The organism is Pseudoalteromonas sp. T1lg23B (assembly GCF_002964665.1).
Lineage (GTDB): Bacteria > Pseudomonadota > Gammaproteobacteria > Enterobacterales > Alteromonadaceae > Pseudoalteromonas.
In genome coordinates, this window is the sequence record NZ_PQBZ01000034.1 from 393965 (window position 1) to 408988 (window position 15024).

At 43.2% G+C, this 15024-nt stretch carries 14 protein-coding genes; 9 read left to right on the plus strand and 5 right to left on the minus strand.

Features of this window, described 5'->3' with window-relative positions:
* Window positions 1-38: 38 nt before the first annotated feature.
* The 3 genes from C2M32_RS10230 to C2M32_RS10235 all read left to right on the plus strand — a co-directional run bounded on the left by C2M32_RS10230 (window position 39) and on the right by C2M32_RS10235 (window position 3438).
* A complete protein-coding gene (locus tag C2M32_RS10230) occupies window positions 39-1388 on the plus strand; it encodes a di-heme-cytochrome C peroxidase (protein WP_199886148.1) in 1350 nt (449 codons plus the stop codon).
* Entirely contained in the window at window positions 1339-1866 is a 528-nt protein-coding gene (locus tag C2M32_RS21015) for a di-heme-cytochrome C peroxidase (protein ID WP_199886149.1), read from the plus strand. Before C2M32_RS10230 ends, C2M32_RS21015 begins: the two co-directional genes overlap by 50 nt.
* Window positions 1867-2340: 474 nt before the next feature.
* Window positions 2341-3438 (plus strand): LamG-like jellyroll fold domain-containing protein, encoded by a 1098-nt coding sequence (locus C2M32_RS10235; protein ID WP_234401275.1) that lies wholly within the window; start codon window positions 2341-2343, stop codon window positions 3436-3438.
* Window positions 3439-3756: 318 nt separating this feature from the next.
* Here the strand turns inward: C2M32_RS10235 and C2M32_RS10240 are convergent, their stop codons facing one another.
* Window positions 3757-3948, minus strand: coding sequence for a DUF3185 family protein (locus tag C2M32_RS10240; RefSeq protein WP_105168337.1), 192 nt, complete (start codon window positions 3946-3948; stop codon window positions 3757-3759).
* A gap of 215 nt (window positions 3949-4163) precedes the next feature.
* On the opposite strand from C2M32_RS10240, the gene C2M32_RS10245 reads away from it, so the two are divergent.
* Complete coding sequence (locus tag C2M32_RS10245) at window positions 4164-4988, plus strand: collagenase (protein WP_105168338.1); 825 nt, start codon at window positions 4164-4166, stop codon at window positions 4986-4988.
* Between the two features lie 90 nt (window positions 4989-5078).
* Window positions 5079-5798, plus strand: coding sequence for a hypothetical protein (locus C2M32_RS10250; protein ID WP_105168339.1), 720 nt, complete (start codon window positions 5079-5081; stop codon window positions 5796-5798).
* 77 nt (window positions 5799-5875) lie between these two features.
* On the opposite strand, the gene C2M32_RS10255 is transcribed toward C2M32_RS10250, so the two are convergent.
* From C2M32_RS10255 to C2M32_RS10265, 3 genes are all read right to left on the minus strand, one after another.
* Entirely contained in the window at window positions 5876-6628 is a 753-nt protein-coding gene (locus C2M32_RS10255) for a hypothetical protein (RefSeq protein ID WP_105168340.1), read from the minus strand.
* Window positions 6629-7251: 623 nt separating this feature from the next.
* Entirely contained in the window at window positions 7252-8178 is a 927-nt protein-coding gene (locus tag C2M32_RS10260) for an electron transfer flavoprotein subunit alpha/FixB family protein (RefSeq protein ID WP_105168341.1), read from the minus strand.
* A complete protein-coding gene (locus C2M32_RS10265; protein WP_105168342.1) occupies window positions 8175-8927 on the minus strand; it encodes an electron transfer flavoprotein subunit beta/FixA family protein in 753 nt (250 codons plus the stop codon). Before C2M32_RS10265 ends, C2M32_RS10260 begins: the two co-directional genes overlap by 4 nt.
* Before the next feature lie 178 nt (window positions 8928-9105).
* On the opposite strand from C2M32_RS10265, the gene C2M32_RS10270 reads away from it, so the two are divergent.
* The 4 genes from C2M32_RS10270 (at window position 9106) to C2M32_RS10285 (ending at window position 14000) form a co-directional block, all read left to right on the plus strand.
* Window positions 9106-10755 carry an electron transfer flavoprotein-ubiquinone oxidoreductase gene (locus C2M32_RS10270; protein WP_105168343.1) on the plus strand — a complete coding sequence of 550 codons (1650 nt, stop codon included), beginning with the start codon at window positions 9106-9108 and terminating at the stop codon, window positions 10753-10755.
* A gap of 135 nt (window positions 10756-10890) precedes the next feature.
* Window positions 10891-11367, plus strand: a complete 477-nt coding sequence (locus C2M32_RS10275; RefSeq protein WP_105168344.1) for an acyl-CoA thioesterase — start codon at window positions 10891-10893, stop codon at window positions 11365-11367.
* A gap of 124 nt (window positions 11368-11491) precedes the next feature.
* Window positions 11492-12196: a tRNA (N6-threonylcarbamoyladenosine(37)-N6)-methyltransferase TrmO gene (gene tsaA / locus C2M32_RS10280; protein ID WP_105168345.1), complete on the plus strand. Its 705-nt coding sequence runs from the start codon at window positions 11492-11494 to the stop codon at window positions 12194-12196.
* A gap of 79 nt (window positions 12197-12275) precedes the next feature.
* Window positions 12276-14000, plus strand: coding sequence for a proline--tRNA ligase (locus C2M32_RS10285; RefSeq protein ID WP_105168346.1), 1725 nt, complete (start codon window positions 12276-12278; stop codon window positions 13998-14000).
* A gap of 72 nt (window positions 14001-14072) precedes the next feature.
* Here C2M32_RS10285 and C2M32_RS10290 read toward each other — a convergent pair whose 3' ends face one another.
* Window positions 14073-14906, minus strand: coding sequence for an HDOD domain-containing protein (locus tag C2M32_RS10290; RefSeq protein WP_105168347.1), 834 nt, complete (start codon window positions 14904-14906; stop codon window positions 14073-14075).
* Between the last annotated feature and the right edge of the window lie 118 nt (window positions 14907-15024).

Genomic DNA, 15024 nt, shown 5'->3' on the forward strand with positions numbered 1-15024 from the left:
ATTATTTTACAATCCACAGTTGCAAGGAAAACATAATAATGAGCAAGTTGCATTTCGCTGCGGCATTGAGTGTCGCTGGCCTTCTAACCGTCGTAGGCTGTACAGCCAATCGTCACACTGCGCCACCCGATCCCATCGCCGTTACGCCTGAACAAGGCCAAGTTCCCGACCGTACGTGGTTAGATCAAGGCTGGAGTCAGGAAGTGAGTGAAAATTTCTGGTTTACCAACCAAGGTTCACAGATCATTCCATACTCTTGGTTCGTTTGGTTAGAGCAAGCGGATAGTACACAGTTATTCCGTCACAGTGAACATATGGAGTCGTTGCGCTATCTACCAAGCAAAGCGAGCCAGAAAAACCCCGGCGGTCTGCCTATAGGCTTTGCTAAACACGCCAATCAAACCACTGGTGAAAACTGGGTAGGTATGACGTGCGCTGCGTGTCACACCAATCAGATTGATTATAAAGGCACTAAAATATTAGTAGACGGTGCCCCAACCCTCGCTAACTTCGTACTATTTTTTGACCGCCTTGTTGCAGCACTAAACAAAACACTCAACGAAGAGGCAAAATTCGAACGTTTCGCTCGCAATGTACTCGGGTCAAATTACAACACTTCAAGTAAAAATGACTTGAAGCAACGCTTACAAGATATCGCACTGCAAACTGCACAACGTCAAGTGGTTAATTCATTACCCGATAACTACCCTAAAGACTTCACCAGTTATGCACGCCTTGATGCGTTTGGCAATATTCAAAACGCAGGCACGGCATTTGCCCTCAATGATTTGACCAATAAAAACGCCCCCACCGGACCCGTTTCTTATCCGTTTCTCTGGGGAACCCATCAGTCTGACGTGGTTCAGTGGAACGCTTCTGCCCCTAATACTCCAATTGTCGGCCCACTGGTGAGAAATATAGGTGAGGTAGTTGGGGTATTTGGAGAACTAGAAATCAAAGAAGCACCGTTTTGGCAACGTGTATTTGGTAAACATGCGCGCTACAGCTCAACCGTTGATATGATTGGCCTAGGAAATCTTGAATCATGGGTTAAAACACTCAAATCACCACAATGGCCTCTTGAGTACTTCCCTGCAATCGATACAGAAAAAGCCGCCCAAGGAGCATTACTTTATAAACAAGAGTGTGCTAGTTGCCACCAAGTAGTGCCTAGAGATCAAGAGCATTTAGATTATGTGGCAAATCAAACCTTGATAAGCGAATTGGGCACAGATCCTGTCACGGCCAACAACGCATCATGCCACATGGCAAAAACACTCTTCTTAGAGGGCACTAAAGAGCGCATTCTGATCGGCTCAAAGTTTCAAGCAGTAGACAATGCGAGCGATATCCCAGTCAACCGGCGTTGTGGGCTTGGTATTGAATGACTTACCTCTTGCTTTAAAGGCGGGTAATATTCCAGAGCGTACCGACGCAAATGGCAATAAAATTAGCGTGGTAAAAGAATTAGAAAACTTACTGATTCAACACCTGAAAAACCGCGGTGAAACGGCGGATGCTGTGGAAGCAGACTGCGCAGATGGCGTTTTAGACGGAGGGGTTTACAAAGGCCGTCCATTGAACGGTATTTGGGCTACCGCTCCTTATTTGCATAATGGCTCCGTACCTAACTTGTATGAACTAATGAAAAAGCCGGAACAGCGTGTTACTGAGTTCTGGGTCGGTAATCGCGAGTTTGATCCGATTCATGTTGGTTTTGATACAACAACAGGACTGAGCAAGTTCAACGTTAATGGTAGCGATGGAAAAATTATGCCTGGAAATTCAAATCGTGGGCATAGCTACGGTACCAACCTAAATGAAGAACAAAAGTGGCAAGTCATTGAATATATGAAAACTCTTTAAGCACTTCACGGTAGGACACCGCTCTGTGGTGCCTACCGTGTTTTAAGTCCTCTTCTGCTCCCCCAGCAAAAACCATTAAATCATCAGAGTAACCGATTGAATATACAGCCCATATATTTAGTTAACTGAACTTTTTGCGTGCTAATAAATTTTGTACTAAAAGGCACTCGTGTCGAGTATCACCACTAACTTTTGCAATTCTGCGTTAAATATATGATCACAAATATTCCGACAACCTTCCTTTTACAAGGCATTTTCATTCACTGGCAACGGCAAAATTTGCAAAAAAACAGTGAAATTGGGTGAGAAAAAAGTGATTTTAAAATTAATTTCGTTATTACTATGGAAAATATGGTTAAACAATGCGTAAAATAAATTTACCCAATTTGGAAAAAACAGGGATATTTTGCGATGCTAGCCAGCAGTAAGACAGTGCAACCTGACACAATAAAGAACAAATACAGTGGCGTTTGGTTGAACGATTTATTCGTATGTTTTGAGACCCATAAAGTCTATAAGCAGCAACAAGAGATAGCTTTACCCGAACTATCTTTTAATTTGCTTGTAACCTTGATTGAGCATTCTCCTTACCCGCTTTCAAGTGCACAACTGCTGGCCATGGTGTGGAAAAATGTCATTACGGGTGATGAAAATGTAAAACAACGCATTCGGATCCTCCGTCTATCTTTGGGTCAAAACCAGCACAATGAGTACATTAAAAACGTTCGTGGAAAAGGCTACTATATTGATGGGAAACTACGCTTCAAACCTAGAAATAGGAAATTAGTCTGCGATAAAAACAAAGCATTAGGTGCAATTTCTGTTATGTCCGTCTCCACTGTCGGGATAACACTATGGGCGCTCTCCAATCCTACAAATCTGGTTGCAAAAATTCCCGAGGTTGCCCTGAATCAAGAAAGCGCCATTCGGTTAACCACGTCACAGCAAGACTTAGCCTTTTGCCTTGATGGCTTTGATGATTATATTGAGCTACCTGATGATGATGATTTGGATGTAACTACGGGCGATTTTTCTGTCACCGCTTGGATCAAAACAAACTCATTTGAACAACGAGTAATCGTTGATAAAAGATATGAAAATCAAATGGATACTGTAAAGGGATATGTAATGTTTGTTGATGATGGTAAGCTCGGCTTCCAACTAGCTGATGGTGTTGGCAGTTGGTACTGTGATCAATCTAATGCTGCTTGTACTACTTATATTTCTAACTCTTCTGTTGCTGATGGTTTATGGCATCATGTCGCCGTTTCTGTTGATAGAGATGAAGCAAATGGCCTGCGTTTTTATATTGACGGACAACCCAGCTGTATCCACGATCCAACCAAGCGCACAGGGTCTTTAGCTAACGATATGCCCTTAAGAATAGGCAGCCGCTCTTCCTATCTAACTGGGCTTTTTAAAGGTGCAATTGGCGAAGTGGCAATACACCACCGAGCGTTAGAGCAGGATGAGGTTTACATCGATTACAAAAAGGGTAATCACAGAAGCTGTTTTAGTAACGCCAATAAAGGCGGTACGCTTTCTGAAGAACGAGGGATTGTAGGTCTTTAATCATATCTCAACATTTTTAATAGTAATCAACATCATGCTTGAACTCTTCATATCGATTAATAAGTTCATCGCTGATCGTTTATCTTCAGAAAATTCAACAAGGTATACTGGGTCTGTGAAAGACCCTCGAGTTTCAAGGGTGCTAAACTACATTACTGAATTGCCGTCTTGTCACATTCGGCGAAAGCAAAAGTAACAGCACTCATTTTTACAACAAGCATACTTCAATGCTAGGAAGGTCTAATCCATCAGATGTCACTATCAGCTAAGGTAATTTTGAAATTTTAGTCATAACACCACAATAGTCGGTTTTGTACGCTACTTAATTTTGAAAATACCGAGAGCGAGACAAATCGCTCCTCCGACCATACCAACCCAAGCTTCAACGGGAGTTTCCCCACTCAACGCTCTACCTAGTTGTGATTCCGCTGAATCATAAATGTTGTAGCCCCAAGCAACCAAAGCAACTCCAGCGATAATGAGGATAATACCAATAAGTTTACTATTCATCGTTTTACAGCCTTTTTTGCGAAATTGTTAACTACTGAGTAAAGCCGATATTGGCAATTGTGCAAATATCTACCATCGACAAGTAAGCCATTCGTACAAACTCCGCACAAAATATTTAAAGTATATTGTATACATTATTCACAATGTGCTATACATTAATTCAATAATCTGGCCGGATTAATTACAAAAAAACAATAACCGGAGGAACAACCAACATGAAATACACAATAATAATCAGTGCATTACTTGCCGCTTCAGCAACATCCGTTGTAGCAAAAGGAAAACCAACTCCCGATAATATTTTACCTCTACGCCACACCTGTAGTGACACATTAAGGTTTCAAGCACAAGATATGACCAATGCTCAATTCAACGACTCATGTGCTATCGTCGGAGCAGAAGAAACCTATTTTCATCAGCGATTGGAAACCGCATGGCAGCCAGTAAGCAATGATTTAAATGACGACTTATTGATGGTGATCTTTGATGATTACACCCAATACAACCGTTATGGATCTCGCTTTTTTGGCATCAGTACCAATAATGGCGGTATGTATATCGAAGGAAATGCTACAGACCCAAATAACCAGGCCACTTTTTATGCCCACGAAGCTGATTGGTTACGCCCTGAATTCGCAATTTGGAACCTAGAGCATGAATACGTGCACTACTTAGACGGTCGCTTCAACCTCAAAGGTAACTTTTCTGATTACCCACAAAACACCGTATGGTGGAGTGAAGGGCTAGCAGAATATATCTCTTTGAAACACAACAACTCTGATGCAATTGCCTTGATCAACCGTTCAGGCTCTAACCTATCGTTAAATACTGTGTTAAACACAACCTACAGTGATAGTACAGATCAGATCTATCGCTGGGGTTATTTAGCCGCGCGCTTCATGATGGAACGTCATATGGAGGATGTGCGTGAGCTTCGTAGCAATACCAGAGAAGCTGATTGGTCAGCCTATCAGCAGCAGCTGTCGCAGTGGAGCAGCGCCTATGAAAGTGAGTGGCAAACCTGGCTGGTGTCTTTATAACAGTTAGCCAACTCTAAATGTAAATGGGCCAAGCTATGCAAGGCCCATTGTTCACACATTTGATTCTTTGCTTTTCAATGGGGATACCACATGTGCAAACCACTGTTGTTACTTACATTATTATTTGGTTTTAAAGCTGTCGCGCTACCGAAACATAGCGAACTCATTCAACTGTCTAATTTACTAAACAATAAAGTGACTCAAAGCATTCAAGACTCTCGAGTAAAGCTTGATGATATTCATACACTTTATGCGCCTACTCAAGGCGTTCACATCGCGTTTGAATTTAAAATTGATGACGATGAAGTACCTGCACCACACATCGCTCATAGCTTCAATCAAAATGACGAGTTTATGGCACTCAAACAGCTGCTGCGTAGCTTGTCACATCAGCTTTTTAGTCTTGAAAAACGACAAACCATGATTACCGATAAAGCCTCAGCGGATCAAATGACCAAACTTAAACAAGAACTGGCTCAGGCAAACCAACAAAAAGCTGAGTTAACTGAGCAATATCACGCACTGACCAACAAGCTCGCTCGTCAGCATCAACGGGCTCAATTAATTGTAGCCGTAGAGCAAATTGCAGCGGATGTTTTATGTAGTGAAACTGAGTCTGATTTGATAGCGTCATTCGACATGCCATTCGACGAGTCAGTGGCGGTGACTCTCAATAGCTGGCCTGACAGCAAAGATGAGCAACCGCAGAGTTTGGTTTGGGTATTCTCTGCTAAGGCAATTGAACAGTGTCAATCTAGCAGCTTAAGCATTGAACAGTTCCTACAGCAAAAAGCCCAAGTACAGCTTTAGCATGTTCAAGTACATTTGTATGCTAAGTTGCCGTGACGTAACGAATAGCCATAAGTTGGCTATTCGTTACCCTTAATCTACTGTGCGTGCTTTATAGATATGGCTCTTAGAAGGCTAGCATATGTAATAAGTTGTCCTACTTCGACCTTAACAAAATCAGGCGTATCAATTTTAGTCGGCACAAAGCCTGTAAAGTTTCCACCTTGGTATGCTTCCATACATCTAAGTTCCATAGGCGTCTCGGGACTCTCAAAATAGGGAGAAAAACTATATACGCTTTGGCCATCTACCTTAGTTGATTGCTCATTTACGGTGTATAGCCCGCCATCTTTATCATGGGCTACTAATACATTACCAAGCCCTCGTTGTGCTGAAGCACTTGCTTCGACAACCGGCTGAGTACATTGCTCATCCGTGTAATAAGCTGCTTTTGTACTGATCATACTGCCATTAATATTAAAAATTAAATCGCCCTTTTTTACCACCGCACGCGTATTAATGCCACCACCAAACGATATAACCTCGCCTAACAAACCATAGTCATCCATATACACTTCAAAGCGATTGTTCGTTAAGCTTTCTATAGTCTTTGTAAGCGACTGGATTTGTTGTGTTAACGCTTCTACATTTTGCTCTGCGCTATCAGCTTTTTGTGACGCTGCTTCAATCTGTTGCGCATTCTCAAGCGTAGCATCGTGGGTTACTTTAAAGTTGTTGTTAAATGCCTCTGCCGTAGCCACGTCACCTGCTTTAAAAGTAATTAACTCCTGGGCCATACTGCTACAACTCGATAGTAAACACATAGCGCTAATAATTTTATTTAATTTCATCTTGTTATCCTAACTCAGACTCGTTTAGTTTCCCTTCACCAAAAACCATCGTTGGTTGGCCTTTTGTGTTGTTTGGGGTGGCCGTTGTATTGTTCGAGCCACCACAGCCGGCTAATCCAATACAAAATATGGAAAGTATAATTTTTCTCATCTATGTCCTTTATAAAATATGAGATGATTAAGAACTTTGCCGTTGTAAGCAAAACCCTGTTTTAGGTTAAGTTCACCCAAAACGGAAACAATATATCAAACCATTTTATTTTAATAAACAATCAGATAGAGAGATGTTACCTTATAGCACGAAGTGAAAACGCTCAGCATTACCTGCAGGGTTTGCTATATAAGTGTTTTAAATGTTTTATATTTAGAAAAGATTATTAAAACGCTCAGTGCTCTGGAAGGGATAATCTGTAGGTTGTACCATCGCTACGTTGAGCAGTTCTGCGCTTTCTAGGCTTGCAAAGCGACGATTGTAGCTTTCCAACCGGCGGTTAATATCCCAGCTTAACGTAAGACAAGGCTAATCTCCCTGATATGACGCCTAAGACGCTTACTACCCACTATAAAAAAAGCCGCGGCCATACGGCACAACGGCTTTAACAACCAGAATTTTTATTATTCTTTTATAATGCGGCTTCGAGCTCCGGTAACACATCAAATAAGTCGGCCACTAGACCATAATCAGCTACTTGGAAAATCGGCGCATCTGGGTCTTTGTTGATAGCAACAATCACTTTCGAGTCTTTCATACCAGCCAAATGTTGAATCGCACCGCTAATACCCACTGCGATATACAAATCAGGTGCAACGATTTTACCTGTTTGTCCTACCTGCATATCGTTTGGTACAAAGCCCGCATCTACCGCAGCACGAGAAGCACCGATGGCAGCTCCTAGTTTGTCAGCTATACCATTTAGCAATGCGAAGTTTTCACCATTTTGCATACCACGACCACCAGAGATCACCACAGGTGCCGCATTAAGCTCTGGGCGCTCTGATTCAGTTTGTTCAATACCAACGAATGAACTTAGCGTGTTATCAAGTGACATTGATAGCGTTTCAATTTCACATGCTCCCCGCTCGCCTTGTGCGTCAAATGCACTTGCACGCACGGTAATCACTTTTTGTGACTCATTCGACTTCACAGTAGCAATGGCGTTACCCGCATAGATAGGACGTTTGAAAGTATCTGCATCAACTACCGCAATGATTTCTGAAATCTGTGATTTGTCTAACAATGCTGCTGCGCGTGGAAGAATGTTCTTACCCGTTGTCGATGCACTCGCCAGAATGTGGCTGTAGCTACTAGCCAGTTCAACAATTAGATCCGCAGTATTTTCAGCCAACTGATGTTCGAATGTCGCACTATCTGCAACTCGTACTTTACTTACACCAGCAATCTGAGCCGCGCTATTGGCTACTTCAGCAACATTAGAACCGGCAACCAAAATTTCAACATTAGCGTCTATCGCTACCGCCGCATTAACCACTTTTGCGGTTTCAGGCTTTAAATGGCCATTTTCATGTTCTGCAATAACTAATACGCTCATGAGATCACCTTTGCTTCAGTTCTTAGTTTTGTTACCAATTCTTCTACACTTTCCACGATAATACCCGCTTCGCGTTTTGCAGGCTCTTCAACTTTCAACAACTCGATACGTGGCGCAAGATCGACACCTAAGCTGTCTGCTGCAACGACATCCAGAGGTTTACGTTTTGCCTTCATAATATTTGGTAAAGAGGCATAACGTGGCTCATTTAAACGTAGATCTGTGGTTACAATGGCAGGTAAAGTCAACGATACAGTTTGCAACCCCCCGTCAACTTCACGAGTGACTTGTGCTTTGCCCCCTTCGATGACTACTTTTGATGCAAATGTGCCCTGGCTGCGATTAGTCAGTGCAGCGAGCATTTGGCCTGTTTGATTGTTATCTGAATCAATTGACTGTTTACCAAGGATCACCAACTCAGGGTTTTCCTGCTCAACCAGCTTAGCCAATAACTTAGCAACATGTAATGACTCAAGCTTAGCATCCGTTTCAATGTGGATAGCTTTATCAGCACCCAGCGCTAATGCTGTTCGTAACTGCTCCTGACATGCTTTGTCACCAATTGACACAGCAACAACTTCACTGGCAGTACCAGCTTCTTTTAAACGAATAGCCTCTTCAACAGCAATCTCACAAAATGGGTTCATTGCCATTTTTACGTTGCTTAAGTCAACATCACTGTTGTCTGGCTTTACTCTCGCCTTGACGTTGTAGTCAATCACTCGCTTGATTGGCACAAGTACTTTCATGGTAACTCCATCATCTGGTTATATTCTTAAAGCTGACGTATACGTCAACATAATTATTTTATGGAATCAGACTACTTCCTGTTGACGTAAACGTCAACCTAAAATAACCTTACTTTAACGTAATCAAAACTAAAGCCTCTTTTTAGTTAATACACCGTCAAAACATAGTGAGGTTAAAATGGTTGAACGCGAAACCATGGAATTCGATGTAGTTGTGGTTGGTGCAGGGCCTGCGGGCTTATCTTGCGCAATCCGACTCGCACAACAGGCACAGCAACAAGAAAAAGAACTGATGATCTGTGTCGTTGAGAAAGGCTCTGAAGTGGGCGCACATATTTTGTCAGGTGCCGTATTTGAGACTAAAGCACTCGATGAGCTTTTACCCGATTGGAAAGACAAAGGCGCACCTATCACCACACAAGTGACAGGCGATGAAATTTATCTGTTCAAGGATGAAAATAAAGCCACCACTATTCCGCATATTGCCGTACCAAAAACATTTAAAAATCATGGTAACTATATTGTTTCTATGGGTAATGTGTGTCGCTGGCTAGCAGAACAAGCAGAACAGCTAGGTGTGGAAATATTCCCAGGTTTTAGCGCTCATTCATTAATAGTTGAAGATGACGAAGTTAAAGGCATCGTAACTGGCGATATGGGGGTAGACAAAGATGGTCAGCCAAAAGACAGTTATATGCCAGGTATGGAACTGCGCGCAAAGTACACCGTATTCGCAGAAGGATGTCGGGGCCATTTGGGCAAGCAACTTATCAAACAGTTCGACCTTGATAAAGATGCAACACCACAACACTATGGCATAGGTTTTAAAGAAATCTGGCAAATTGACCCAAGTAAACATAAAGAAGGCACCGTGGTACATGGTACAGGCTGGCCGCTTGAAAGTGACACCCATGGTGGTTCTTTCATGTATCACGCGGAAAACAACCAAGTCGTTGTAGGCTTGATCATTGATCTTAACTACAGCAACCCTTATCTGAGCCCGTTCGATGAATTTCAACGCATGAAACACCACCCTATTTTCGCACAAGTACTCGAAGGAGCAGAGCGCGTTGCATATGGTGCAAGGGCTATCGCAAAAGGCGGCTTCCATTCATTGCCTAAAATGCACTTCCCTGGCGGCTTATTGATCGGCTGTGATGCAGGTACGCTTAACTTTGCCAAAATCAAAGGCAACCACACCGCCATGAAGTCAGGCATGCTAGCCGCCGATTGCATTATCGAAGCCTTGGGTGGTGAACAGCCTAACGCTGATCTAACCAGTTTCGCACAGAAGTTTAAAGCAAGTTGGCTATATGACGAGTTATACCAATCACGTAATTTTGGTCCGGTGATCCATAAGTTTGGTAGAATTCTAGGCGGAGCTTACAACACGTTAGATCAGAATATTTTTTCAGGCTCTCTACCCTTTACCTTTAAAGACACACATCATGACCATGCTGCATTAAAGCCTGCTTCAGAGTGTCATAAAATAGACTATCCAAAACCGGATGGTAAATTAAGTTTTGATAAACTCTCATCGGTGTTTCTTTCAAATACTAACCATGAAGAATCTCAGCCATGTCACCTGAAATTGACTGACGCCAGTATTCCAATTACGGTCAATTTGGAAAAGTATGCAGAGCCTGCTCAAAGATACTGCCCAGCCGGAGTGTATGAAATAAACGAAAATGATGCGGGTGAGAAGCAGTTTGTGATCAACGCACAAAACTGTGTGCACTGTAAGACCTGTGACATTAAAGATCCTAGCCAAAACATTACTTGGGTCACACCAGAGGGCGCTGGTGGGCCAAACTACCCGAACATGTAGCTACGCTACAGGTCTATAATCCAACCTAAATTGCTGGGGGCTAAAGAGCCCCTTTTTCTTGCGCTTCGCTTAGTTCAGCAAAACCTCAGATATTGCATATACTTAATCAAAAGAAACAGCGAAGAGTAGCGGGCAATGAGTGGACACTCTGAAGTGGTATTTAGATTTCTAGCCGAACCAACCGATGTTAATTTCGGTGGCAAAGTTCATGGCGGTATTGTTATGAAATGGATAGATCAGGCTGGTTACGCTTGTGCCGCAGGATGGAGCGGTAGCTATTGTGTCACGGTGTCCGTGGCAGGCGTTCGTTTTAAGCGCCCTATTTTAGTTGGGCAAATTGTCGAAGTGTCCGCACAAATCGCGCATACTGGCAAAACCAGTATGCAGATATTTATTCGCGTACGCTGTGGCGACCCACAAAAGCAGTCTTTAGTTGAGAGTAACCATTGTATCATCAGTTTTATTGCCATGGACAAAGCTGGTTATCCCGTACCAGTCCCCCAGTTTAAAGCTAAGACGCAAGAACAAAAGAAACTCGAGCTTTACGCTATTAAGATGAAAGAAATCGCCATAGAAACTGAGTCGTTATTGCAACGCACGATAGACGACTAGCGCTGTAAATTCACACTCGCTAAGCAAATCATCAACCAAAATCACAACACGCTGGTCGTGGATAAACGCCCATTAACGCGCTACAATCCCGAGCGCCTAAAACAACCGAAACATAAGAGATACAGTGCAGAGCTATCAGATCCAGCCCATAGGTTTTATTCAATCCCCTTACAAGCAAAAATTTGCTATACCACGTCAGCCAAGACTGGTGCCTCAAGCGAGAGCAAAACTGGTATTCTGCGAAGACTTTAGTCGTGAAGAATTTGTACGCGGAATTGAAGAGTTCACCCATTTATGGTTGCTGTTTCGCTTTCATGAAACCGCTGATAAAGGCTATTCAGCTCTGGTTCGCCCGCCACGCCTTGGCGGCAATGAACGCAAAGGGGTATTTGCAACCCGAGCCACCTTTAGACCAAACGGTATTGGCATGAGCGCGGTAAAGCTTGAAGGTGTAGAATACAAAAATGGTCAATTAGCGCTATTGCTCTCGGGTATCGATCTGCTCGATGGTACGCCGATTGTTGATATTAAGCCCTATTTACCCTATTCAGATGCCATGATAGATGCCAGTGCTGGGTTTGCTGATACTCGCCCTGAGACTTTGATGACAGTGAGTTTTAGCGAACAGGCCGAGCAATTTATTGCTAGACAAACACGCTATCCTGAATTAAAAGAGTTTATCATAAACGTGCTCAAGCAAGACCCGCGTCCTGCCTATAAAAAGCAGAAGCAGCACACGCAATTTTACGGTATGAGCTTGTACGAATTTAATATTCGCTGGCAAGTGGACGGTGAACACAATCAAGTGATTGAGATAACCCGAGAATAAACGCTTTGTCTAGCGCTCTGGCGCTGATAAACTACGCGCCATTATTACCAAAAACAATTACATTACGAACGGAACCATCATGCGTACCAGTCAATATATCTTGGCGACTTTAAAAGAAACGCCATCAGATGCTGAAATTATCAGCCACCAGCTAATGTTACGTGCGGGCATGATCCGCAAACTGGCTTCAGGTTTATACACTTGGCTGCCATCTGGATTAAAAGTGCTACGCAGAGTCGAGCAAGTTGTGCGTGAAGAAATGGACAAAGCCGGTGCCATTGAAATGCTGATGCCTGTTATCCAGCCCGCAGACCTTTGGCAAGAGTCGGGACGTTGGGAGCAGTTTGGCCCTGAGCTGTTGCGTATTCATGACAGACACAACCGTCCATTTGCACTTGGTCCAACACACGAAGAAGTGATCACCGATTTTGTTCGTAAAGAGATCAGCAGTTATAAGCAGTTACCACTGACTTTATATCAAGTACAAACCAAAGTGCGTGACGAAGTACGTCCACGTTTTGGTGTGATGCGTGCGCGTGAATTCACCATGAAAGATGCCTACTCTTTCCACATGACCGAAGAGTGTTTAGCGCAAACGTATCAGCGCATGCATCAAGCTTACTGCAACGTATTTGAACGTTTGGGCCTTGACTACCGTCCAGTAATAGCTGACACAGGTTCTATCGGCGGAAGCGTATCTCATGAGTTCCACGTCTTAGCTGAATCGGGTGAAGATGCGATTGCGTTTAGCACTGAGAGTGATTATGCGGCGAACATTGAAAAAGCAGAAGCGCTTGCACCAACCGAAGCACGCCCAGAGCCAAGCAAAGAGATAAACACGTTTGCGACCCCTGAAGCGAAAACCATTGCTGATCTAAAAACACATCATGGTGTAAAGCCTCACCGTGGTGTTAAGACTCTGATAGTTTACGGCGCACCAGATGAAAATGAACAACGCGGCTTAGTTGCTTTAATCCTGCGCGGCGACCATGAGCTAAATGAATTAAAAGCAGAGAAACACCCGTTGGTGGACTCTCCGCTTGAAATGGCCAAAGAAGAAGATATCTTTGCCGCGATTGGTGCTCACCCAGGTTCACTCGGCCCAGTGGGCCTAAACATGCCAATCATCGTTGATAGAAGCGCAGCGGTTATGGCTGATTTTGTTGCTGGCGCAAACAAAGATGGTGAACATTACAGCGGGATTAACTGGGATAGAGATGTCGCCGAATATGAAGTATTTGATTTGCGCAATGTCGTAGAGGGCGATCCTAGCCCGTGTGGTAAAGGCGTACTACAAATCAAGCGTGGTATTGAAGTAGGTCATATCTTCCAGTTGGGTACTAAATACTCGGAAGCTATGAATGCGGGTGTACTGGGCGAAAACGGTAAAAATCAGATCATGACTATGGGTTGCTACGGTATCGGCGTGTCGCGTATTGTTGCCGCCGCCATTGAGCAAAACAATGATGATTATGGCATCAAATGGCCAACAGCGCTTGCGCCATTCGAGCTGGCTATTGTACCGATGAATATGCACAAGTCTCACCGTATTCCTGATATCGCAGAACGATTGTATAGCGAGTTTAAAGCTGCCGGTATCGACGTATTGTTTGATGACCGTAAAGAGCGCCCAGGGGTAATGTTCAACGATATGGAACTACTTGGTGTGCCTTTCACATTAGTCATAGGCGAACGCAACTTAGACAATAACCAAGTTGAGCTTAAAAACCGCCGCACAGGTGAAAAGCTGATGTTAGATATTGACCAAGCTGTTGCTGCAATTACAGCGCAAATTCGTGGCTAATAGATACAGTCTAAAACCATAAAAAGCAGTACTTCGGTACTGCTTTTTTGTTCTATAAAGTTGTATAAGACGCTAGTCAAACTCAGACAGCATTAAATCTGACATTTCCTCATACTCCATTTCAAGAAAATCCATAATATCTTCTTGTACTGCCTGCCATTCACTATCTACTTCACCTGAGTTGTTTTTTAAAAACACGATATGTCTGGCAATTTTTAAAATACAGAGTAAATCCAAGCCCGACTGATCAAGCTCACCTGAGTTAAAAATGCCCTCTACGTCATGCATATAGTAAATCACATAGACCATCACTTTAGGTAACCCCCACTGGGCAGCCAGCAAGGAGCCGATAGTCGTATGATTGGTTTTGTATAGCTTCATTTCTTCTGTAGCAGCACAATCCCAGCCACTTTCCTCAGCTAAACTGAGGATTTGATCATAATTATCAAAATGTTGCTTGAGAATAGGCACACCAACAAAATGGAACAACCCTAACATATACGCATGATTTGCAAGACTCGGTTTTTTCAGCGCGTTTGCAACGACTGATGCACATTGTGCGATTTCGGTTTGACTATCCCAAAACTCTGCCATTTGTGAATCTTGCCCAACTGTCGCTTTTAAGGCCACAGCTTTAACAAGCGGCACTAATCGTTTTAACCCCAAAGTCATAATCGCTTGATCGATCGAATCAATCTCGCGCGCACGACGAAAAGCAGCGGAATTGACGACTTGAAGAACCGCAGCGGAAATACCCACATCAGAATGTAGAATTTTTGCGATTGTACTAATATTTGGTTCTGGTTTTTTTGCCTCTTGCGAAAACTCTATTAACACCTCAGGACGAGGCGGAATCGATACGTTCTTTAGTATGCTCTTTTCTTCTTGGGTAAGTGTGATCGCCATAATTTGTTTCCGTCAAATTGAAAATGACCCCCTCATTAATGTATAGCCAACGCAGTTCAAACCGTCATATTTATTTTCCAGTAATTTTACCTGCTTAGCGCTATCAATAAGGCACAAG